Below are 22,845 nucleotides of genomic sequence, written 5' to 3'. Positions count from 1 at the left end.
CTTGGGGAGGAACGTTCAATGAAACCAATTGAAATAAATAACGTACAAAACATATTAGATCAATTTTGTAACAAAGAAGTATATGTACACTTAGAGACAACTAATGGTGCCTACGCTAGTCACTTTGATGATAAAGCATACAATGTTGGTGCATATATTCGAAATGCGAAGGTGAATTTTTCGCAAGCTAAAATTGTGGGAAATGGCAAAACCTACCGAACGGGACTTAAAATGGAACTTGGCTGGATATATGCAGAAGGGTTGACGGATTGGGTGTTAGATAGTGATAATCGTTTGCTAATGGCTGGTCATGATCGTGAAGGTCGACTGATGGTATCACTTGAGATTAGTGAAACCCCTTTTAAGCATAAACATTAAATAGAATCAAAAAAAGGAATGGTGAATAGAATGGAAAAGCATGTAGTAGTCATATATCCACATCCAGATGACGAGTCTTTCGGTGCTTCTGGTACAATTACTAAGTTCCGTGAACAAGGCGTTCCTGTCACCTATTTATGTGGAACACTTGGTGAGATGGGACGTAATATGGGTTCACCAACATTTGCTAATCGCGAAACATTACCGGAAATACGAAAAGAGGAATTAATTCAAGCTTGTCAAATTCTTGACATGGACCTGCGTATGTTAGGTTACCGGGATAAGACACTTGAATTCGAGGATCGGATGGAAGTGGCCAGAAATCTAAAAAGCATCCTAGAAGAAATTGAACCTAGTCTAGTAATTACCCATTATCCGGAGCATGCGGTACATCCTGACCACGATGCATTAGGTGCTGCGGCAATTGAAGCGGTTCGTTTAATGGATCCAGAAAATCATCCTACTGTTTGGGCACAAGCTATTACAAATACATTTTATGATGACTTAGGAAAGCCTGATGTTCGTAATGATATATCTGCTTATTTTGATAAAAAAATGGAAGCTATCTCTGCACACAAATCACAGGCAGATGGAATATTAGGCAAGTTTCGAGAAAATCCTGAAATTGCAGCAGACCTGAAAGAGGAAGCGAAAAAAAGGCTGGGCAAAGAACAGTTTTATATTTGGAAGTATGATTTATAGTAAAAACAAGGGGGTATTGCGATAATGAATCGGTTAACCAGATCGAGTTCTGATCGAATGGTTGCGGGAGTATTAGGTGGGGTAGCGGAATACGCTAATATTGATTCAACTGTAGTACGTTTGGTCTTTGTGATTCTAACCATAATGAGCGTGTTTGTGTTGTTATTAATTTATTTCGCGGCAATGATGATTATTCCGAGTGATCAGGAGTTACGCTAATGTTTTTGCGTTGGTTCTTGTCCATATTTCTGAATGCTGTTGCGATAATTGGAGTGGCGCAATTATTCGATGATTTCCAAGTAGAAGGATTTGGTACAGCACTTATCGCGAGTATAATTCTATCCATTTTAAATATAATTGTTAAGCCAATATTAATAATTTTGACTTTACCTATTACTTTTGTGACATTTGGATTGTTCCTTTTTGTTATTAATGCCATAACATTAATGATTACTCAAGGCTTAATGGATGATTCATTTATTATTTATGGTTTCGGTACAGCACTTATCGCATCTATTGTTATATCAATCTTGAATTTACTTTTAAATCAGTTGGTAAAAGATACATTAAAAAAATAGATAAAAATTTCGCAGGCTATGTTCCTGCGTTTTTTTTAATTAGGCTGTATTCCCAAAGATTGTTGCTTTTAAGAGAATAGATATATATTGCGACTAACTGCTGGTTGATTTCTGCTGCGGACCGTTGCTTTCCGCGGGCACGGCTTCAGCCTCCTCGCGGAAGAGCACCGCTGCGGGGTCTTCAGACTCGTGCTGTTCCCGCAGGAGTCAACGGTCCTCCGCTCCAATCAACTGCCATAATAGTGAAAGGAGCTCTATGGTACTGCTTCCAGACACCATGTTAGCGGAAGAAATACACGAAGACTCCTGCGGAAACAGCGAAGACGATGAGACCCCGCAGTGAGCGGTCTTTGCTCGCGAGGAGGCTCAGCGCGAGCCCGCGGAAAGCGTAGTGTATTTCTGGAGCGGTATGCTATGACGCAATATATATTTATTATGAAGATTAAAAGCAACAATGCATACGAAAAGAGCCTCTAATTATTAACTTTGGCCGTTTTCTAAAAGTTTAATGTTAATAAATGAAAAGGTGTTGCTGTATAGGAAGTTGTGTATGCCGCAGTGGAAATATACTCGCTTTCACCACTCCGGGTACAGTGCGATATCTACCTAAACTCACTTTGTTCGTTTTTCGTAGTGTCTTCTGAGCCGTAGCTAGACACTCGTTCCTCGCTTGTGGGGTCTTGCGTAGCTTACTCTTCCCACAGGATAAGGAAAACTACGACAGCATTACATCGCACGAAGAAAATGTATATATATTTTCGAGGAGCCTCGCATATTACCAATGCTGATGTGCATTCATATCAATCTTTACTAAAAGAGCCTAATTTTTTTAATTCTGCACTTTGCAAATATATGCTACAATGAAAAACAGTTAGGTTCAGAACAGCGGAGGGACATAAAATGACAATTGTTCGCACAGAAGATCTATTAGAAAATTTTAATTTGAAATTAGTAGCAGGTAAAGATGGCGTACATAGAGAAATTACAACAAGTGACATAGCACGTCCTGGAATTCAAATTACTGGTTTTTTTAAGTATTACCCAAAGGAACGTCTACAGTTAATAGGTAAGACGGAAATGGCTTATTTTTTAGAATTAAGTAAGGACAAACAAAGGGAACGATTTGATCGCCTTTGCACAGATGTTACACCAGGAATCGTGGTAACACGTGATATGGAAATTCCAGATATAATGATCGATGCTGCAAATCAGTCGGGTGTTCCGATTTTGCATTCACCACGAAAAACTACTCGTGTTATAAGTAGATTAACTAATTATTTGGAAGCAAAATTTGCTCCGTCAACAGCCATTCATGGTGTTTTAGTTGATATTTATGGAATCGGCGTTCTGATAACAGGACAAAGTGGTGTTGGTAAGAGTGAAACAGCACTTGAGCTTGTGAAACGTGGTCATCGCCTTGTCGCAGACGATAGTGTTGAAATTCGTCAGGAGGATTACGATAGTTTGATTGGGAATTCTCCGCCACTTATCGAACATTTATTAGAAATTCGGGGTCTAGGAATCATCAATGTCATGACACTATTTGGTGCAGGTTCAGTGCGAAATTATAAAAAGATCTCTTTTATCATTCATTTGGAAGTTTGGGACGAGAAAAAGCAATATGATCGTTTAGGACTTGATGAGGAACATATGAAAATTATGGATGTTCACGTACCAAAGGCTGTCATTCCAGTAAGACCGGGGCGCAACTTAGCAGTCATTATTGAAGTTGCAGCGATGAACTTTAGATTAAAACGAATGGGTGTTAATGCAGCAGAGGAATTTTCTGAACGTTTATCAAGTATGATTGACCAGGGCAATGAGAATAATGGATTGGAGTGATTTAAATGACATGTAGTGCACCTGCACTTGACCGAGTATTTTTAGAGTTAGGTCCATTAACCATTTATTGGTATGGAGTTATTATTGCGGTCGGAGCCTTTCTCGGTCTGTATTTAGCTACAAAAGAATCGGATCGTTTAGGCTTGAAAAAAGATACATTTGTTGATCTTGTAGTTTTTGCAATTCCGATTGCAATTATATCTGCACGAGCATACTATGTAATTTTTGAATGGGAAGAATATGCAGGTGGACCTTGGTGGGATATTTTTGCGATTTGGAACGGTGGAATTGCTATACATGGTGCATTAATTGGGTCGGTATTAACGGCAGTAGTATATGCACGTGTTAAAAAAGTATCTTTTTGGCAGTTAGTTGATATTGCAGCACCAGGTATTATTTTGGGTCAGGCTATTGGGCGTTGGGGAAACTTTATGAACCAGGAAGCCCATGGCGGACCTATTACAGAAGCTACATATAATAACTTTCATCAATACTTACCAGACTTTATTATGAACCAAATGTGCATTGGTGGCACGATGTATCACCCTACTTTTTTATATGAATCATTTTGGAATATTCTCGTATTGATTTTCCTACTTATTTTAAGAAGATATAATCCATTGCGCGGTGAAGTATTCTTAAGTTACGTAATTTCTTATTCTGTTGGTCGCTTCTTTATCGAAGGAATGCGGACAGATAGTCTGTATGTGGTTGGACAGCTTCGCGCAGCACAATTAATTTCAGTTATACTAGTGGTAGGTGCAATCGCGCTTATTGTGTATCGCAGAAAAACAAAAATGGCCGATAGAAGATATGATGGATCAAAAACTTCAATGAAGAAAAAGAAGTAATACGAACAGGGAGAGGGATCTAGTGTGTACGGAATTTTACAACGTGGTTTACAGCAGGGTTTACAAGTAACATGGACATTAGGTAAAGTTATTTTTCCTATTACCTTATTAATAACCATTCTTCAGTATACACCAGTCCTGCCATGGATTATTAAACAAATCAGTCCAGTTATGGGGCTGTTCGGATTATCAGGTGAAGCGGCAGTTCCTCTGGTTCTTGGGAATGCATTGAACTTATACGCTGGAATTGCTGCGATTGTCTCTTTTGATTTCACCGTGAAAGAAGTCTTTATCATGGCGATGATGCTTTCGTTTTCCCATAACCTGTTTATTGAGTCGACTGTGGCATCAAGGGTTGGAGTAAGTGCATGGCTCATTGGGGGAATACGTTTATCGTTAGCCGTAATTGCAGGTATTACAATTAATTTACTGTGGGACGGTGGAACTGAACAAGCACAATATGGTTTAATTTCATCATCGGAAGGAGCGGTAAATGGCTGGAGTGAGATTGCTTTACAAGGTGTGCAAACCGCATTAATAGCTGTAGGCCAGCTAGCGCTAATTGTCATACCTCTTATGGTAATCATGCAATATTTGCGTGAAAAAGGCTGGCTAACGAAATTATCTAATGGATTAGCTCCTTTTACAAAACTATTGGGCATGGAAAGAAATACATCAATGACTTTAGTTGCAGGTCTTACAATAGGATTAGCCTATGGAGCAGGTCTCATGATACAGGCCGTTAAGGAAGATGGTGTGTCGAGGCGGGATATGTATTTAGCATTAATATTCCTTGTTTCGTGTCATGCTGTTGTAGAGGATACACTTATCTTTATTCCTCTCGGTATTCCAATCTGGCCATTGCTTGCGATACGGCTTGTTACAGCTATTTTATTAACAATGATTGTTTCGATAATTTGGAAGCGAACAGATCATGTAAAAGGGAAGGAAACAGCAAATGAAAATTCATACAATACTTTTTGACCTTGATGGAACATTAATTGATACAAATGAATTAATTATCGCATCTTTTTTGCATACCTTTGAACACTATAAACTACCGATTACACGAGAAGAAACATTAGCATTTATTGGTCCATCGTTAAAAGATACGTTTGATCATGTAGACCCAATTAAGTCGGATGAAATGATTCAAGTTTATCGGGATCACAATTTACATCACCATGACAATTATGTTGAAGCATATCCCTTTGTCGTTGAAACGTTAAAACAGTTAAAAGAATCTGGTGTTAAACTTGGCATTGTAACAACCAAAATGAGTACAGGAGCTAATATGGGATTGAAGCTTGTCGGAATTGAGTCACTCTTTGATACCGTCATTACGTTAGACGATGTATCCCACGCAAAGCCGCACCCTGAGCCAATTATCAAGGCAATGAAAAATTTAGGTGCTGATGCTTCTTCTACATTAATGGTTGGCGATAACTTCCACGATATTGAGGCTGGACAAAATGCTGGTGTGCAAACAGCTGGTGTCGCTTGGACAATTAAGGGGAAAGAAACCCTAGCAAAGTTGAATCCAACTTATATGCTTGAGGATATGCGTGATTTGTATACAATTGTAGGAGTGTGACACATGCGAAATACAAAACGTTACCGTGTGGAAAAAGCTAATTCCTTATGGCAAATTTATCAAACGGTTTCTTTTTGGAAGGTAATGAAAAACTTCATTGTCATTCAATTAGCACGGTATTCTCCATTTTTGTCTATGAAAAATTGGCTGTACCGAACATTTTTGAAAATGAAAGTCGGAAATAAAACCGCTTTTGCATTAATGGTAATGCCTGACGTGATGTTTCCGGAAAAAATATCAATCGGGACGAACTCAATTATCGGCTATAATACAACAATTTTAGCTCATGAGTACTTAATTAAAGAATACCGAATTGGTGAGGTCACTATTGGTGACAATGTTATGATTGGTGCGAACTCGACCATTCTTCCTGGCATAACGATTGGTGAGCATGCGATTGTGTCTGCAGGTACTTTGGTTCACAAGGACGTCCCAGCGGGTTGTTTCGTTGGAGGGAATCCGATGAAAATAATTTACTCTAGAGAAGAGATGGAACGTAGATCGTTAGACGATACATTTTAACCTTAATTGGAGGGTGAAAAAAATGAATCTACCATCCGGTATATTACCTGCTGTACGCACAATGAAAGATTTTGATAAAGCATTAGGATCTAAACACGATGTGATTGTCTTATTGGAAACCAGGCTTTCTCAATTAAAAAACTTAGTAGCATACGCACACCGTTCAGATAAAAAGGTAATCATTCATTTTGATTTAATTCAAGGATTAAAGACAGATGAATATGGTATGGAATATGTTTTACGTGAGATAAAGCCTGATGGCATTATTTCTACTAGAGGATATGTCATTGAATTAGCAAAAAAAAATCAAATTATGGCCATCCAACGTATGTTTTTGTTGGATAGTTTGGCACTTGAGCATAACCAAACGTTAATTGAGCGAATAAAACCAGATTGTATCGAGGTACTTCCAGGATTAATACCAAGCTTTATAGAAAACCTATCCCAAAGGATTGGGACTCCAATTATTGCTGGTGGGCTTATTACGGAAGGTAAAGAGGTTGAAGAGGCATTGAATGCTGGTGCAATAGCTGTATCAACGTCTAAAACTGCTTTATGGTAAAAAACCATCCAATTTTGGGTGGTTTTTTAGTTGATAAAACACACGAAGGTAGTAAATCATGAAAATTGCAGGGAATGGAGAAAAGAAACTAGAACATATAGATATATAGTAAAGAGGAGGAATAATGGTGGAAACGTATATTTTATCATTAGATCAAGGGACAACAAGTTCACGAGCAATTCTTTTTAATCATGATGGGGAAATCGTGGAAACCGGCCAAAAGGAATTCGAACAATTATTTCCGAGGCCTGGATGGGTGGAGCATAACGCAAATGAAATTTGGACGTCGATGCTTGCGTGTATTTCAGATGTACTTAGAAAATCGGATGTTGACCCGAGTCAAATTAAAGGTATTGGAATTACAAACCAACGTGAGACAACTGTTATATGGGATAAAAACACTGGTAAGCCAATTTACAGGGCGATTGTATGGCAGTCAAAACAAACTACTGATATATGTAAAAAGCTACGGGAAGATGGTTATAATGATACATTCAGAGACAAGACAGGTTTGTTAATTGACCCTTATTTCGCCGGTACAAAGGTGAAATGGATTCTTGATAATGTGGAAGGTGCACGGGAAAGAGCGGAAAATGGTGATTTATTATTTGGTACTATTGATACATGGCTAGTCTATAAACTAACTGGTGGGAAAACGCATGTTACGGATTATTCCAATGCATCACGTACATTGATGTATAACATTTATGATTTGGAATGGGATGATGAGCTGTTAAAAATCCTTACTATACCAAAATCGATGCTTCCAGAGGTAAAGCAATCGTCTGAAGTTTACGGAAACACGATAGACTACCACTTCTTTGGGCATGAGGTACCAATTGCTGGAATTGCTGGTGATCAACAAGCTGCACTGTTTGGGCAAGCGTGTTTTGAAAAAGGAATGGCAAAAAATACGTATGGAACTGGTTGCTTCATGTTAATGAATACGGGGGACAAAGGTGTTAAATCTAAAAACGGTTTATTAACAACCCTGGCGTGGGGCGTCGATGGTAAGGTTGAGTATGCGTTAGAGGGTAGCATTTTTATCGCAGGTTCAGCAATTCAATGGTTGCGTGATGGGTTAAAACTAATCCAAAGCTCAGCAGAAAGTGAACCACTGGCAGAGGCAGTTGATTCCACAGATGGTGTTTATGTTGTGCCAGCCTTTGTTGGACTAGGTACACCATATTGGGATAGTGATGTCAGGGGTGCAGTATTTGGGTTAACAAGGGGTACTGAAAAAGAGCACTTTGTTCGTGCAACACTTGAATCACTGGCATATCAGACGCGTGATGTACTTGATGCAATGATTGCAGATTCTGAAATAGACCTGAAAAAACTACGTGTAGATGGTGGTGTTGTTAAAAACAACTTCCTGATGCAATTCCAAAGCGACATGGTTGGAACATCAGTTGAACGCCCTGTTGTCAATGAAACAACGGCACTTGGAGCAGCATATTTAGCTGGTTTAGCTGTTGGCTTTTGGGAAAACAAAGAAGAAATTGCTAATCAATGGAAAGTCGATAAAACATTTGATAGTAACATGGATGAAAATGAGCGTGAGGAATTATATAGCGGCTGGAAAAAAGCTGTAAAAGCAGCGCAAGTATTTAAATAAGTACAATTTACTTTATGTAAATTAACTTCTATGGTATGATGTAAGTAAGTTAATAGTATTGGTCGGAGAGAAGGAGAAACCACAAAACACTAATGTATGCACATTGGTTCGTTTTGTGTTTTTTTTATTTGTGCGCATGCGGTTTTCTAATTATTGGCTGATACGATGAGGTACATGAAAGTTTAGAGTTTAGGGTAATTGTATAGTAGATGAAATATTATATCGGGTAGAAGGAGTGTGTAAGAATGACTATATTTTCGAGTCACAAGCGGACAGAAATTTATCAAAAGTTAACAGAACATCAATTAGATCTTCTTGTAATTGGTGGAGGGATTACTGGAGCTGGAATAACATTAGATGCTGCAACGAGAGGTTTGAAGACGGGTACCATCGAAATGAGCGACTTTGCTGCGGGAACGTCAAGCCGCTCCACTAAGCTTGTCCATGGTGGGCTACGTTATTTAAAACAGTTTGAGATAAAAGTGGTTGCAGAAGTTGGTAAAGAACGTGCGATTGTGTATGAAAATGGACCACATGTGACAACACCGGAATGGATGATGCTTCCATTTCACAAAGGAGGAAATTTTGGTCCTTTAACAACAAATATTGGTTTACGGGTTTATGATTTCCTAGCCGGTGTAAAAAAAGATGAGCATCGAAAAATGTTTCGTCCGGATGAAGCATTAAAACGTGAACCACTTATTAAAAAGGATGGACTTAAAGGCGCTGGCTATTATGTCGAATACAAAACAGATGACGCGAGGTTAACCATTGAGGTAATGAAAAAAGCAGTACAACATGGTGCACACGTAATCAACTATACGAAAGCAGTGGACTTTTTATATGATGAAAGTAAGAAAGTAATTGGAGCAATAGTAGAAGATCGGATCACTGGAGAGCAAATGAAAGTCTTCGCAAAAAAAGTGGTAAACGCTGGTGGACCGTGGGTAGACGACCTTCGTGAAATTGATGGATCCAAAAAAGGCAAAACACTTCACTTAACAAAAGGGGTACACCTTGTATTTTCTAAGGAAAAGTTTCCATTACAACAGGCGATTTACTTTGACGCACCAGATAATCGAATGATTTTTGCCATTCCAAGGAATAACAAGACTTATGTTGGAACGACAGATACTACCTATGAAGGGGATATCGAACATCCTACGATGACAGAAGATGATCGGGATTACTTAATTCATGCAATTAATTATATGTTCCCTTCACTTGCTATGTCGGTAGCGGATGTAGAGTCAAGTTGGGCAGGTTTGCGCCCATTAATTTCTGAAGAAGGAAAAAGTCCAGATGAAATCTCACGAAAAGACGAAATATTCATCTCTGATTCAGGGCTAATTTCCATGGCTGGAGGAAAGCTGACAGGATATCGAAAAATGGCTGAACAAGCAGTAAACACCGTGGTTGATCAGTTGAAAAAAGAAGAACAGATTATTTATACAAAATCAGAAACGTATGACTTACCAATTTCAGGTGGTGAGGTTGGTGGCTCTAAAGGTTTCGCGGCGTTCAAAAAACGAAAGGTTGCTGAGGCCGTTGGTATAGGAATTAACGAGGAAACTGCAGATCTACTCGTTCAAAAATATGGATCAAACACAGATGTAGTACTTTCCTTTTATGAAAACAAACAAGAAGAGGCAAAACAAGCGAACATTGACCCAATAGTTTTTGCAGAACTTTTATATGGAATAGAACAAGAATTAGTTTACAAGCCAGTTGATTTCTTTATTCGGAGAACTGGGGCATTGTATTTTGATATTGAATGGTTACGGGAACATAAAGAAGCGGTGACTGATTATATGGCTGTTATGTTAAAATGGTCCGAAGAACAAAAACAAGATTATGTTGCAGAACTTGATAAGTTGTTACATGAGGCAGTAACGCCCGTTAAATAATGAATCGAAGCCTTTATCCGTGGCGGGATAAAGGTTTTTTGGCAGTTAAGAAGGTATAAATCCTTTCTTACTGCATAAGTGCAACTAAGGCTTTCGCTATTAAGACCTGGCGTTTTCTAAGCAGAAAAAAGGGAAATCCTTATAACCCAAAAGTTGCTGATGCAAAAGTCTATCACCATCTATAATTCTATTTCTATGTATGGTATACTTTGATTCGATATGTTTCGACAATAGGGGGATAACTATGCAAGACGTGAAAAAAGTTGTAAATAAAAAAGTAAACAATGTTGTCCCTTTTATTCCTGATGGTGAATTTTATTTTACAAAAGGTGTAGAAGCCTTTCAGAAAAGAAAATTTGATGTTTCTGTAAAATGGATGAAAAAAGCGATTGAGTTTGCACCAGTAGAACCGCTTTACCAATGTCAATTATCAATCGTTTATACCGAAATAGGCGCCTACCACGCTGCTAACCAATTATTAACAAAAGTGCTGCAGTCGACAGGTGATAAATATGTGGATTGTTATTACTTATTAGCAAATAATTATGCACATTTAGGTTTGTTAAATGATGCAAAAAAATATGCAGAGTCATACCTTAATAATGAGCCGGATGGTGATTTCCATGAGGAAGCACATAGTTTACTAGAAATGCTTGATATAGATGAGACTGATGAAGACGAAGAATGGGATATAGAAGAAGAGGATGAGCTCCTTATTTATCAGGAAACGGTCTTTAATCATATGGAATATTTTGAATGGAGCAAAGCCTTGCCTTTATTAGAAGAAATGATTGCTCTTTTCCCAGAACATAAAATGATTAAGCACGATTATACACAAGCATTGTTCTTTAGCGGACATCAAGAGGATGCTATGATGATGGAATTGGATGTTTTAAAAGAAACACCAAACGATTTATGTTCTCATATAAATTTAGCAATTTTTTATTTTGAACGTGGAAACGTGGAATATACGAAACACATAAAGGCATTACTAAATGTATATTCGATTCATGAACAACAGAAATTGAAAATAGCAACCACCTTGGCAAGGACTGAATTTTACCAAGATGCATATAAACGATTTAGGTTATTGTCAAAAGGAACATTAAAGGGGCATCCATCCTACTATCGTTGGTACAGTATTGCTGCATATCATAATGGTGAGACTGAAAAGGCAAAGTCATTATGGGAAGAAGGATGCACACGTCATCCGTTATTAAAAAAGGAAATTCATCCATGTAAACTGTAAATGAGCAGAAAATTAGACGTACATGTTCACATCTTATAGTATATATATGGCTTTAAGTATAAATATAAAGAAAATTAAAGGGGCTGTTCGTAATGTCCGAGGATCGTATGTTTGATGTTATTATTGCAGGGGCTGGACCAGCGGGAATGACTGCAGCGGTTTACGCATCTCGTGCAAACTTAGAAACGTTAATGATTGAAAGAGGAATTCCAGGTGGCCAAATGGCAAACACAGAGGATGTAGAAAATTATCCTGGCTATGAACATATTTTGGGACCTGACTTATCCAATAAAATGTTTGAGCACGCTAAGAAATTTGGTGCTGAATACGCGTATGGCGATATAAAGGAAGTTGTCGATCATGGTGATTATAAACTAGTGAAAGCTGGCAAACATGAATACAAAACGCGCACACTTATTATCACTACCGGAGCACAATATAAAAAACTTGGAATTACTGGTGAGGAAGAACTTAGTGGTCGTGGTGTTTCTTATTGTGCCGTATGTGATGGCGCATTTTTCAAGAATAAAGAGCTTGTTGTAATTGGTGGTGGAGATTCTGCAGTAGAAGAAGGGATCTACCTGACGCGCTTTGCAAGTAAAGTAACGATTGTTCACCGTCGTGATGAATTACGTGCACAAAAAATTATTCAACAACGCGCATTCGACAATGATAAAATTGAATTTATCTGGGATACAGTTGTTAATACAATCAATGGTCCTGAAGGAAAAGTTAATAGTGTAACACTTGAGAATCGTAATACAAAGGAAACAAGCGAATTTGATGCACAGGGTGTATTCATTTATATCGGAATGGTACCATTAAGCGAACCGTTTAAATCATTAGGTATAACAGATGATGAAGGGTATATTCCAACAAATGAAAACATGGAAACAAGTGTACCTGGTGTATTTGCTGCAGGAGATATCCGAGAAAAAGAACTTCGACAAATTGTGACTGCAACCGGGGACGGAAGTATCGCTGCTCAATCTGCACAAGGGTATATTGAGAATTTATTAGAAGAATTAAAAGCAGCTAAATAAAATACGCATAGAAAAGTTTTCTAAGAAAGTAATTACTTCTTAACGCTGTTGTAACACGTTCGAAATATTTTTAGGGTACAATATAATTAACTAATTGACCCCCTTTTAATAGATAAATTAGTTTTATGCACAGGTGACTCGCACCTGTGCATCTTTTTTTGTGTTATCAAAGCTTGTCCGTTCCTGTCGACCAACTATAATTTCCAAATCAAAAGCTTGTTGGTTTGAATTTTTTCATTGTATAATGGAATTAAGGAAAGTGGAGGCGACTGTTCAGCGACGTACAGATAGATGGGCATGTGAAAAGTACGGTGAACTTTCCGTACGTTCAACAGGACCAACTATCTGCTAGTCGCTAGGAGCCGCAGCTAGACAAGAAAAGCGGAGGCGACTGTTCAGAAGCGGACGCATAAGCAAGGAACCGAAAAACGCATGGGTTTTGCGTTTGAAGTGTTCATTGCTTACGTCACGAACCGCTAGCCCGCGCAGCTAGACAGAGAAAAGCGAAGGCGACTGAACGCATAAATAAAGAACCAAAATAGCAATAGTCCTCTAGAAAGAGGTGTTAAATAGATGCAACGAGTTACCAATTGTATATTAATTCAACAAAATAAAATTTTATTACTTAAAAAACCTCGGCGCGGCTGGTATGCTACTCCAGGTGGAAAGATGGAGCAAGGTGAGTCCATCAAAGAATCAGTAATCCGGGAATATCGGGAAGAGACATCCTTACATTTACAAAATCCAGAGCTTGCAGGAGCATTTACATTTATTGTTCAAAACGCGGATCGTGTGGTCCAGGAATGGATGATGTTTACGTTTATTTGTAATGCGTTTGAGGGAGTGCAAACGGAACATTGTGATGAAGGTATCCTTGAATGGGTCGATCAAGATAAAATTAATGAATTACCTATGGCTGAAGGAGATAAAAAGATTTTTGAGCATGTCTTGTCTAAGAGCGGTATGATGTATGGCTCTTTTTCATATACAGAAGATTATGATTTGCTTGATATGCAATTAGATCCATCTACACCATAAAGGGGGTAACATGATGGCTGAGAAAGAACAAGAAACAAAATTAGTAATCATTACAGGAATGTCAGGTGCAGGAAAAACAGTTGCTGTACAAAGTTTTGAAGATTTAGGATATTACTGTGTCGATAATCTTCCACCTGCCTTATTACCAAAATTTCTTGAATTAATGAGAGATGCGACCAATGATATTCGGAAAGTGGCACTCGTCATGGATTTACGTGGACGGGAGTTTTTTGATTCATTGTTTGAAGCACTTGATATTCTGGGTGAAGAAGAATGGTTACATGAACATATTTTATTTTTGGATGCGAAGAATGAAGAACTAGTTACAAGATACAAAGAAACAAGACGCTCCCATCCTCTATCAGTTGGGGGATTGCCGCTTGAGGGAATTCAACAAGAACGTGTTATTATTGATGAGCTTCGCGGGAGAGCCCAAAGAATTATCGATACAACAATTCTAAAGCCGAGAGAACTACGTGAAAAAATATTAAAAGCATATAATGATGATAAACAAGAAATCTTTTCTGTACACATGGTTTCGTTTGGGTTCAAATATGGTGTACCAATCGATGCAGATTTAGTGTTTGACGTTCGGTTTTTGCCAAACCCACATTATGTTACACATATGCAGCCTTTAACAGGTTTAAACCCTGAGGTATCTTCCTATGTGTTTAAATGGTCAGATACGCAAAAGTTTAATGAGAAAGTACTTGATTTACTTCAATTTATGCTTCCTCAATATAAAAAAGAGGGCAAGTCTCAATTAGTAGTAGCAATTGGATGTACTGGTGGACAGCATCGATCAGTTGCCATTTCCGAATATTTTGCTAAAAAACTCTCATCGAATTATATAACGCATATTAGCCATCGGGATATAGACAAAAGAAAAGGGAAGTCCTCATGACGGAAGAAAATCAACCAAATATAGTTGTTATCGGTGGCGGGACCGGTATGCCTGTTTTGTTGCGGGGATTAAAGCAACTGCCCGTTCATTTAACCGCGTTAGTTACAGTTTCCGATGATGGCGGAAGCACTGGTAGAATACGTAATGATATGGCAATTCCCGCACCTGGTGATATCAGGAATGTGATTGCTGCATTATCTGATGCTGAACCGATGTTATTAGAGTTATTCCAACATCGGTTCGCAAACGGTGACGGTCTGATTGGTCACTCGATGGGAAATCTTTTGCTTGCTGCAATGACTTCCATTACAGGGAACTTTAATACAGGAATCAAAGAAATTTCCCGTGTATTTAATGTGAGAGGAAAAGTTTATCCGATATCAACTGAAAATTTAACGTTGCATGCAGAAATGGAAGACGGATCTATTATTATTGGAGAGTCAAATATTCCACTTGCTAACAAACGAATAAAACGTGTATTTTTAAGTCCAGATGAGATCAATCCTTTACCAAATGCAATTCGTGCAATAGAAAAGGCTGACCTTATAGTAGTTTCTCCTGGCAGTTTGTATACAAGCATACTTCCAAATATGATTATTCCTAAAATTGATGAGGCGATTCGATCATCAAATGGAAAAGTAGTATACGTATGTAACGTAATGACGCAAGCAGGAGAAACAACTAGTTACACAGCCTCTGAACATGTACAGGCAATTATTGACCATGTTGGCGAAGGATGTATGGACTCTATAATTGTGCATAATGAACCTATTCAAAAAACAGTTCGTGACATCTACGCAGAGGAAAATGCTGAGCCAGTTATCTATGACACGGATCGTCTCCTCGAAATGGGTATTCGTATTATTGAAGGTGATATCATAAACTATGATCAAACGACAATTAGACACGACACAAATAAAATTGCTAAATTATTGTTATCCATGCTTAATGAATAGCAGCAACACCCTCATATGAGGTTTAAAGGGGAGGTGATGGGTTTGTCTTTTGCATCCGAAATTAAAAAAGAACTAACATCTATAGAAGTAGATTCATGCTGTACCTTTGCCGAGCTTTCCGCATTGATTCGAATGAACGGAGCGATTTCTGTATCCAGGCAAGAATACCTGCTGGATGTACAAACAGAAAATGCGGCGATTGCACGCAGAATTTACACCTTAATAAAGTCACAATATGATTTACCAGTCGAATTGTTGGTTAGGCGGAAAATGAAGCTGAAAAAGAATAATGTTTATATCGTTCGAATGAAACAGGATGTTCGTAAGTTATTATCTGATCTTGATATTTTACAGGAACCCTATACATTTGTTCGTAGCATCTCACCAACCTACATCAAAAAATCATGCTGTAAAAGATCCTATTTACGAGGAGCATTCCTTGCAGGTGGCTCAATAAATAATCCAGAAACATCATCTTATCATTTAGAAATCTTTAATTTTTATCAGGAGCATAACGACGCATTATGTGATTTACTTAACAAATTCAATCTGCGAGCAAGAAAACTGGAACGGAAAAATGGGTTTATAACCTATATTAAAGAAGCAGAAAAGATGACAGAGTTCCTAAACATAATTGGAGCCCATAACGCATTATTTAAATTTGAGGACGTTCGAATTGTTCGCGATATGCGGAATTCTGTTAATCGACTCGTAAACTGTGAAACTGCAAATTTAAATAAAACAATTGGTGCCGCCTTTAGACAGGTTGAGAATATAAAGTTAATTGATCAGACTGTTGGGTTAGATGCTTTGCCTGATAAATTAAAAGAAATTGCTGAGTTGCGTGTGCAACATGAGGATATTTCATTAAAAGAGCTTGGTGAATTAGTCTCAACAGGTAAGATATCAAAATCGGGTGTGAATCATCGATTAAAAAAAATAGATCAATATGCCGATAAGATAAGAAATGGTGATGAGGGAATTAAGCAATAGATTTTAGAATATCTATAGTAGCGCAGATATAAATTTGCGCTCTATAAGTTATCACGAATGAATGCGCTTACAAAAAAGAAGGGGTGGTAAATTTGGTTGATCGGTTAGTGACAATTGAGCTTGAAACAGGTCTTCAGTCGAGACCTGCAGCACATTTTGTACAAGAAGCAAATCGTTATGCAGCTCATTTATTTCTTGAAAAAGACGGGAAACGAGTTAATGCCAAAAGTATCATGGGCTTAATGAGCCTGGCGATTGGAACTGGGGAAACAGTAACACTAATTGCAGAGGGATCAGATGAAGAATTGGCACTCGAGGAACTAGCAACGCTTGTAACGAATAGTAAGACTAAGTAAGAAAGGCGCAACCGCCCGTTAAGCGACGTATGGATTGGACTGAACCGAAGGAGATAAAGGAAACACGGTGAGCTAAAGCGAACTGATGTTGACTTATCGTACGGAGGTGAAGGAAGTCCACTAGACGCTGGGCGCTGGAGCTAGACACTTTCGTTTATATTTTGAAGAAAAGACACCCTGCATAGGATTTTCTCCTAGACAGGGTGTTAATTTTTTATTTTTCTTTATCTGATTTTCTTGTTAAAACTTTATCGATTAAACCGTAATCCACAGCTTTATTCGCTGTCATAAAGTTATCACGATCCGTATCTCTTGCAATCACGTCAATCGATTGACCACTGCGCTCAGCAAGAATTTCATTGATTTTTTCACGCATTTCAATAATACGTCTTGCATGAATTTCAATATCTGAAGCCTGACCTTGTGTACCACCTAATGGTTGGTGAATCATTACTTCACTATTTGGAAGTGCATAACGTTTACCCTTTTCACCTGCAACTAATAGAAATGCACCCATTGAAGCTGCCATTCCTGTACAAATGGTTGATACGTCAGCCTTAATGTATTGCATGGTATCATAAATTGCCATTCCTGCTGTGATGGAACCACCAGGTGAGTTGATGTATAATGAAATGTCTTTGTCAGGATCTTCTGCCTCTAAAAATAGTAGTTGTGCTACAATTGAGTTTGCAACGTTGTCGTCAATTGCGCTTCCTAACATGATTACACGGTCTTTAAGTAAACGTGAATAGATATCATATGCACGTTCCCCACGATTTGTCTGTTCAATGACTGTTGGTATTAAATTCATAGCTATTTCCTCCTTTTAAATTCAAACTAATAAAGTTTGATTGGATAATTTTATGATAACTAATAGGTCAAAAAAGGTCAAACGTAAACATCAGGATTTGATCATAAAATTCACTTTCCATCATTCCCAATACGAATTATATTAAACCATTCAACTTACATTCCTTGTGAAATGCTGTCATATTAATTGATACTTATTTTTTGGACGACCCTTTTTCCCGTACTGTGCAATGATATCAACTTGTCCTTTTGATTCTAAATAATTTAAGTATCGATGTACCGTTTGGTATGCAATTGGAAGCTCTTTTTGTATTTCATCAATTGTTGAAGGGGAACTTTGTTCAATTAAGCAATTTTTAATGGACAATAATGTGTTTTGATTGATTCCTTTTTCTACAAATACCTCGTTTTTGTCTTCGGTTAGCTTTCCAATTTTTAAATTGATTCGAATTCTTGATATCAAGTCGGGTGCCTTAATTGGTTTGAGGGCAAAATCTGTAGCGCCTGCGTCAAGAAACATGTCCGCAACTTCCTGCCGTTCATCAACTGTTAAAATAATAATTGGAACACGTGCATCCAGCTTCCTAAGTTCTTTGGTTGTTTTTGCTCCGTCCCATTCCGGCATATGATAGTCCACTAACACGATATCGGGGATTAGCTTTTGAAACAGATCAACTGCGGCTTTACCTGTTGAAGCTTCATGCACTTTCCAATCTGCAAATTTACAAATTTCCTGTAGTGTAAAGCGTATATCTTCGTTGTCATCAACTATTAACACGGTTGCGTTCACTTATCTCACCTTCTTTATGTATTGGTAGGATGATATTCATTTGAGTATGGGTACCAGGAATACTGCTTACCGTGATTCTTCCATTATGGTTTTCTACAATTCTTTTAACAAACGTTAGTCCAATTCCCGATGATTTTTTTGTGCTAAAACCATCCTCCCAAATACTCTTTAGGTGGGAAGGTGGAATGCCAGGGCCATTATCATGAATTCGAAACAAAATGCTATTACCTAATCTTTTGACGTGGATATCAATAAATCCTGCTTTTCCAGCAAATGAAGTGATAGCGTTTTCTAAAATGTTCGAAAGGGCTCTCGCAAAACGGATTTTATTTATATAAATAGTAGGTAAATTGTTTTCCAAATTGATTTCTAATTCTATTTCCTGTTTATCTAGTTCCAGGTGGCTTGTAACGTATGCAAGTAGTTCTTTTACCTCAATCGGTTGTTTAATATTTTCATATAAGATTTCCGAGATCATGTCTTTCATTTTTTCAATCGAGTTATCCATTCGCATAAAATAGGTTGTAATGGTGGAATTCTCTTTTGATGCTGGAAACTTCATTTGGATTAAAGAAGTAAGGCCTTCAACTGTAACAAGGGGTGTTTTTAAATCATGCACTAAGGTATTGATTTCCTCATAGACGATTTTTTCTCCAAGTGCTACACGTGTTTCTTCTAATTCTTCTTCCTGTTCCTGATACTTTCTCAATGTATAAAGCTGTTTATTAATTAGGTGGATTAATGTTGTGAAAATGATAGCGATAATTATAAATGCGATGAAAAATATTGTTCCTAAGGTATTAAATAATTGATTACCAGTAAAGTACATATCAGCTATTTTTAGACTAACCGCAATATCATTTGTCCCAATTCCCAGATTAGAGAGTGCTGGAATTAATTGTAGCCACTGAAAGGCGGTCAAAATAAAAAATAAGATAATAAAGTAAATGCCAAGGAAGTATTTTTGTTTTGGAATAAAATGATGAAGAGTTAATAGAATTCCGATAGAGAGCAGGTTGCTCATATAAGAAATCTGTTCATGATAGATCTGGTTATATAAAAAAATTGTTAACATCGTAATCAATATAAAAAGGTAGGAAAATGCAACTGATTCTAAACTTCTTATGATAAAACTACTAATGAGCATTGAGCCAAAATAGATAAAAAGAAAGATTAATACGTATTTCGCAGCAAAGGAGAAGGACGTAATTAATAAACGGCCACTATCATGAAGGGAAATGCTTTGATTAATATTTGAGATGATATACAATGACCAATCTTTGATAAACACAGGAATTATTAGGCCGTATGTAAGTAGAATAAATCCTATCGCGCCTTTAAGGATATTGTTTTTTTGCTTATTCATGATAAAAGCTCCCATCACTTTATCGGAATACTGAGTTGAACGGAATTTGCATGTCCGCTACATCATTTACTAGTGTTGTTGGGACGTTATTTTTCTTTAATTTCATAATAACTTCATTTGTCAGGCTTAGCTCTTTTAAACCGATAAAATAATCCGCATACGGTATGGCGTCTTCTATAAATTGCCTTGTATAATCCTCTTCACGAAATTTACCAGAGATATGAACCAGGATAATTGGTAAATTCGTATTATTTGCTTCTGCAAGTAAGGCATTTATACGTTTCTTTTCCTCTTCGAATGACCGCTGTGTTTGTGCCAAACCATTCGGGCTATATCCTAATATAATGACTACGCTTTTGTAATCATAAAGATCTGTTGCGAGAGCTAGTGGGCGATAATCAACGTGTAAATTCAGGTTTTCAGCCATATTTAGTGCAATCATTCCTTCAGCAGATTGGCCCGCAGAAGTGATGAGTAACTTTTCCTGTCCAATTGGTGCAGGGAGATGGGGGTATGAATTTATGTAGTTACTCTTTGTTAATGCATTAGAAGCTAAAAGAAATATGAAGGCAAAGGCAAGACAAACGAGCGAAGGAATGAACTTTTTATACATCATACAACCTCCTTGGAAACTAATAAAAAAGGTAAAGCATTTGCTTTACCTTAATCATACTATATTTTGCAAATTTTTGTTCTATTCTTTTAAACGAGGATCTAATGCGTCTCGAAGTCCATCACCGAAAAGGTTAAATCCGAGTACAACTAAGAAAATTGCTACACCTGGAAATGCTACAACCCATGGTGCGTTTTGTAAGGCTGCACGACCATCACTTAGCATGGCTCCCCATTCAGGTGTCGGTGGTTGTGCCCCTAAACCTAGAAAACTTAGTCCAGCAGCATCTAAAATAGCAGTACCAATACCTAGAGTTGCTTGAACAATGATTGGTGCTACGCAGTTTGGTAATACATGCTGGGTTAATATTCTACCATTTTTTGCTCCAATGGACTTTGCTGCCTCAACATATTCGGTTTCTTTTACGGCTAGTACGGCAGACCGTACAATTCTCGCAAATTGTGGTATGCCTACTATCCCTACCGCAATCATAGCGTTTTGTAAACTAGGTCCAAGAACAGCTACTAAGGCAATTGCTAATAGAATACTAGGAAATGCCAACAGGATGTCTACTAAACGCATAATGACTTGGTCAATCCAACGGCCAAAGTATCCTGCTACACCACCTAAAGTGACCCCTATAATCATGGATATACCTACAGCAATCAGACCAATCTGAATCGAAATTCGTGATCCGTAAACAATTCTACTAAAAATATCACGTCCCAGCGCATCAGTTCCTAGCCAGTGTTCTGCTGAAGGCGACTGGTAGTTATTAATGATATGTTGCTCAGTAGGGCTGTGTGTTGCTATTAGTGGTGCTAATAGAGCTGTAACAATCAAGAGTAGAATTATCAATAGTCCAATAAAGGATGTCTTACTTTTTACTATTCGCATCAAGGAATCTACCCATAGTCTGCTAGCTTTAGATTGTTTATGTTCATCAATTTCTACAGAATCTGGATTCGGAATTGGATCTGGTTGTAATGACATAGATACACATCCTTTCTTTAATATAGCTACTATTTCTATCTAGCTGCGGCTCCAAGAAGCTGCCGTCAATTTATTCAAACTTTATTCTTGGGTCAAAGTATTTGTATAAGATGTCTGTAATTAAGTTTACTAGTACGAATATAAGGGCAATAATCAGGATGGTACTTTGTACGATTGGAAAATCACGCCCTAATACTGCTAGATATACATAGCGACCAACGCCTGGCCAGGAAAAGATTGTTTCGGTCAAGACGGCCCCGCCTAATAATAGTCCAAACTGTAACCCAATCACGGTTAGCACAGGTAAGAAAGCATTTTTCAGTGCATGTTGAAAGACTACCAAATGCTTTTTTAACCCTTTCGCATTTGCTGTGCGAATATAATCCTGTCGCATAACCTCTAACATACTGGATCGCGTCATCCGGGCAATAATTGCCATCGGGATAGTACCAAGTGCAAGTCCCGGCATTAATAAATGTAAGAATGCATCTTTAAAGGCTATCCAATTTCCAGTTAACATACTATCTAGTAAATAGAAGTTTGTTATGGTTTCCAGTTCTATCCCAGCAGTTAGTCTACCTGAGGGGGGTAAAATATTGAATTGTACGGAAAAGAGCCATATCATCATTAACCCCAGCCAAAATATTGGAAGTGAAACACCGAATAAAGCTCCGGTCATACTTATATTGTCAAACCAGGAGTATTGTTTTACGGCTGCAATCGTTCCAGCTAAAACCCCTACTGTAACAGCTAATATCATTGCGAAAATGGTTAACTCAACCGTGGCTGGGAGTTTGACCATCATCTCAGTGGCAATATTTTCTTTTGATTGGATAGATTCACCGAGATCACCTTGGATAATGTTTCCTAAAAAGTTTCCATATTGTACGATTAACGGATCATTCAGTCCAAGTTCAGCACGTAGCAACTCCAGTTGTGCTTCTGTTGCCTTTTCACCAAGCATACTTTTTGCGGGATCACCTGGTATGAGATGAAGTAATGAGAATGTGAGGACAGTCACACCAAGGAGAACAGGGATAAGCATGAGAACTCTTCGTATTATGTATTTCAGCATGGTTGAATTCCTCCATTGTAAATCAGCTTTTATTTGGAGTATTGCCAGGAACAGCTCGCAAGGCTGTTCCTGGTAATAGGCTCCAGGGAGTATATGAAACCAGTT

Annotated in this window: 25 protein-coding genes; 19 read left to right on the top strand and 6 right to left on the bottom strand. The window is 37.9% G+C overall.

What is annotated here, in order from left to right; genetic code table 11:
- Positions 1–18: 18 nt before the first annotated feature.
- The 19 genes from LG329_RS05240 to LG329_RS05150 all read left to right on the top strand — a co-directional run bounded on the left by LG329_RS05240 (position 19) and on the right by LG329_RS05150 (position 17,093).
- A complete protein-coding gene (locus tag LG329_RS05240) occupies positions 19–378 on the top strand; it encodes a YojF family protein (protein WP_404454250.1) in 360 nt (119 codons plus the stop codon).
- A 30-nt stretch (positions 379–408) separates the two neighbouring features.
- A complete protein-coding gene (gene bshB2, locus LG329_RS05235; protein WP_404454248.1) occupies positions 409–1,080 on the top strand; it encodes a bacillithiol biosynthesis deacetylase BshB2 in 672 nt (223 codons plus the stop codon).
- 24 nt (positions 1,081–1,104) lie between these two features.
- Positions 1,105–1,299, top strand: coding sequence for a PspC domain-containing protein (locus LG329_RS05230; RefSeq protein ID WP_404454247.1), 195 nt, complete (start codon positions 1,105–1,107; stop codon positions 1,297–1,299).
- Positions 1,299–1,658 (top strand): phage holin family protein, encoded by a 360-nt coding sequence (locus LG329_RS05225; protein ID WP_404454244.1) that lies wholly within the window; start codon positions 1,299–1,301, stop codon positions 1,656–1,658. The genes LG329_RS05230 and LG329_RS05225 overlap by 1 nt, the downstream gene beginning before the upstream one ends.
- A 900-nt stretch (positions 1,659–2,558) precedes the next feature.
- Positions 2,559–3,500, top strand: a complete 942-nt coding sequence (hprK, locus tag LG329_RS05220; protein WP_404454241.1) for an HPr(Ser) kinase/phosphatase — start codon at positions 2,559–2,561, stop codon at positions 3,498–3,500.
- A 5-nt stretch (positions 3,501–3,505) separates the two neighbouring features.
- On the top strand, positions 3,506–4,351 hold the full coding sequence (gene lgt, locus LG329_RS05215; RefSeq protein ID WP_404454239.1) for a prolipoprotein diacylglyceryl transferase: 846 nt from the start codon (positions 3,506–3,508) through the stop codon (positions 4,349–4,351).
- Between the two features lie 24 nt (positions 4,352–4,375).
- On the top strand, positions 4,376–5,335 hold the full coding sequence (locus tag LG329_RS05210; RefSeq protein WP_404454237.1) for a nucleoside recognition domain-containing protein: 960 nt from the start codon (positions 4,376–4,378) through the stop codon (positions 5,333–5,335).
- Positions 5,310–5,945, top strand: coding sequence for a pyrophosphatase PpaX (gene ppaX / locus LG329_RS05205; RefSeq protein WP_404454235.1), 636 nt, complete (start codon positions 5,310–5,312; stop codon positions 5,943–5,945). Before LG329_RS05210 ends, ppaX begins: the two co-directional genes overlap by 26 nt.
- Before the next feature lie 3 nt (positions 5,946–5,948).
- Complete coding sequence (locus tag LG329_RS05200; protein ID WP_404454233.1) at positions 5,949–6,467, top strand: acyltransferase; 519 nt, start codon at positions 5,949–5,951, stop codon at positions 6,465–6,467.
- A gap of 22 nt (positions 6,468–6,489) precedes the next feature.
- Entirely contained in the window at positions 6,490–7,029 is a 540-nt protein-coding gene (locus tag LG329_RS05195; protein ID WP_404454232.1) for a glycerol-3-phosphate responsive antiterminator, read from the top strand.
- 124 nt (positions 7,030–7,153) lie between these two features.
- A complete protein-coding gene (gene glpK / locus LG329_RS05190) occupies positions 7,154–8,647 on the top strand; it encodes a glycerol kinase GlpK (protein ID WP_404454230.1) in 1,494 nt (497 codons plus the stop codon).
- A 245-nt stretch (positions 8,648–8,892) separates the two neighbouring features.
- Entirely contained in the window at positions 8,893–10,554 is a 1,662-nt protein-coding gene (locus tag LG329_RS05185; protein ID WP_404454228.1) for a glycerol-3-phosphate dehydrogenase/oxidase, read from the top strand.
- A gap of 244 nt (positions 10,555–10,798) precedes the next feature.
- Positions 10,799–11,803, top strand: coding sequence for a tetratricopeptide repeat protein (locus LG329_RS05180; RefSeq protein ID WP_404454225.1), 1,005 nt, complete (start codon positions 10,799–10,801; stop codon positions 11,801–11,803).
- A gap of 92 nt (positions 11,804–11,895) precedes the next feature.
- Positions 11,896–12,846, top strand: a complete 951-nt coding sequence (gene trxB, locus LG329_RS05175) for a thioredoxin-disulfide reductase (protein ID WP_404454223.1) — start codon at positions 11,896–11,898, stop codon at positions 12,844–12,846.
- Positions 12,847–13,419: 573 nt separating this feature from the next.
- Positions 13,420–13,884 carry an NUDIX hydrolase gene (locus tag LG329_RS05170; RefSeq protein WP_404454220.1) on the top strand — a complete coding sequence of 155 codons (465 nt, stop codon included), beginning with the start codon at positions 13,420–13,422 and terminating at the stop codon, positions 13,882–13,884.
- Between the two features lie 13 nt (positions 13,885–13,897).
- Positions 13,898–14,788, top strand: a complete 891-nt coding sequence (gene rapZ / locus LG329_RS05165) for an RNase adapter RapZ (RefSeq protein WP_404454218.1) — start codon at positions 13,898–13,900, stop codon at positions 14,786–14,788.
- On the top strand, positions 14,785–15,744 hold the full coding sequence (gene yvcK, locus LG329_RS05160) for a uridine diphosphate-N-acetylglucosamine-binding protein YvcK (protein ID WP_404454215.1): 960 nt from the start codon (positions 14,785–14,787) through the stop codon (positions 15,742–15,744). The genes rapZ and yvcK overlap by 4 nt, the downstream gene beginning before the upstream one ends.
- Before the next feature lie 42 nt (positions 15,745–15,786).
- On the top strand, positions 15,787–16,737 hold the full coding sequence (gene whiA, locus LG329_RS05155; protein ID WP_404454212.1) for a DNA-binding protein WhiA: 951 nt from the start codon (positions 15,787–15,789) through the stop codon (positions 16,735–16,737).
- Positions 16,738–16,829: 92 nt separating this feature from the next.
- Positions 16,830–17,093 (top strand): HPr family phosphocarrier protein, encoded by a 264-nt coding sequence (locus LG329_RS05150; RefSeq protein ID WP_404454209.1) that lies wholly within the window; start codon positions 16,830–16,832, stop codon positions 17,091–17,093.
- Between the two features lie 214 nt (positions 17,094–17,307).
- Here LG329_RS05150 and clpP read toward each other — a convergent pair whose 3' ends face one another.
- The 6 genes from clpP to LG329_RS05120 all read right to left on the bottom strand — a co-directional run bounded on the left by clpP (position 17,308) and on the right by LG329_RS05120 (position 22,740).
- On the bottom strand, positions 17,308–17,904 hold the full coding sequence (gene clpP / locus LG329_RS05145) for an ATP-dependent Clp endopeptidase proteolytic subunit ClpP (RefSeq protein WP_404454207.1): 597 nt from the start codon (positions 17,902–17,904) through the stop codon (positions 17,308–17,310).
- Positions 17,905–18,081: 177 nt separating this feature from the next.
- On the bottom strand, positions 18,082–18,693 hold the full coding sequence (locus LG329_RS05140; RefSeq protein ID WP_404454205.1) for a response regulator: 612 nt from the start codon (positions 18,691–18,693) through the stop codon (positions 18,082–18,084).
- A complete protein-coding gene (locus LG329_RS05135; protein ID WP_404454203.1) occupies positions 18,668–20,059 on the bottom strand; it encodes a sensor histidine kinase in 1,392 nt (463 codons plus the stop codon). Before LG329_RS05135 ends, LG329_RS05140 begins: the two co-directional genes overlap by 26 nt.
- 19 nt (positions 20,060–20,078) lie before the next feature.
- Positions 20,079–20,672, bottom strand: coding sequence for a DUF6305 family protein (locus LG329_RS05130; protein ID WP_404454201.1), 594 nt, complete (start codon positions 20,670–20,672; stop codon positions 20,079–20,081).
- An 81-nt stretch (positions 20,673–20,753) separates the two neighbouring features.
- Positions 20,754–21,665, bottom strand: a complete 912-nt coding sequence (gene nikC, locus LG329_RS05125; protein ID WP_404454200.1) for a nickel transporter permease — start codon at positions 21,663–21,665, stop codon at positions 20,754–20,756.
- Positions 21,666–21,735: 70 nt separating this feature from the next.
- Positions 21,736–22,740 (bottom strand): ABC transporter permease, encoded by a 1,005-nt coding sequence (locus LG329_RS05120; RefSeq protein ID WP_404454197.1) that lies wholly within the window; start codon positions 22,738–22,740, stop codon positions 21,736–21,738.
- Positions 22,741–22,845 lie beyond the last annotated feature (105 nt).

Origin of the sequence: Virgibacillus necropolis, assembly GCF_044793635.1 — a bacterium.
In the GTDB taxonomy this organism is placed as follows: domain Bacteria; phylum Bacillota; class Bacilli; order Bacillales; family Amphibacillaceae; genus Virgibacillus_F; species Virgibacillus_F necropolis_A.
Note: the sequence above shows the minus strand (reverse complement) of the source record. Positions and strands in the feature narration are given on the sequence as shown.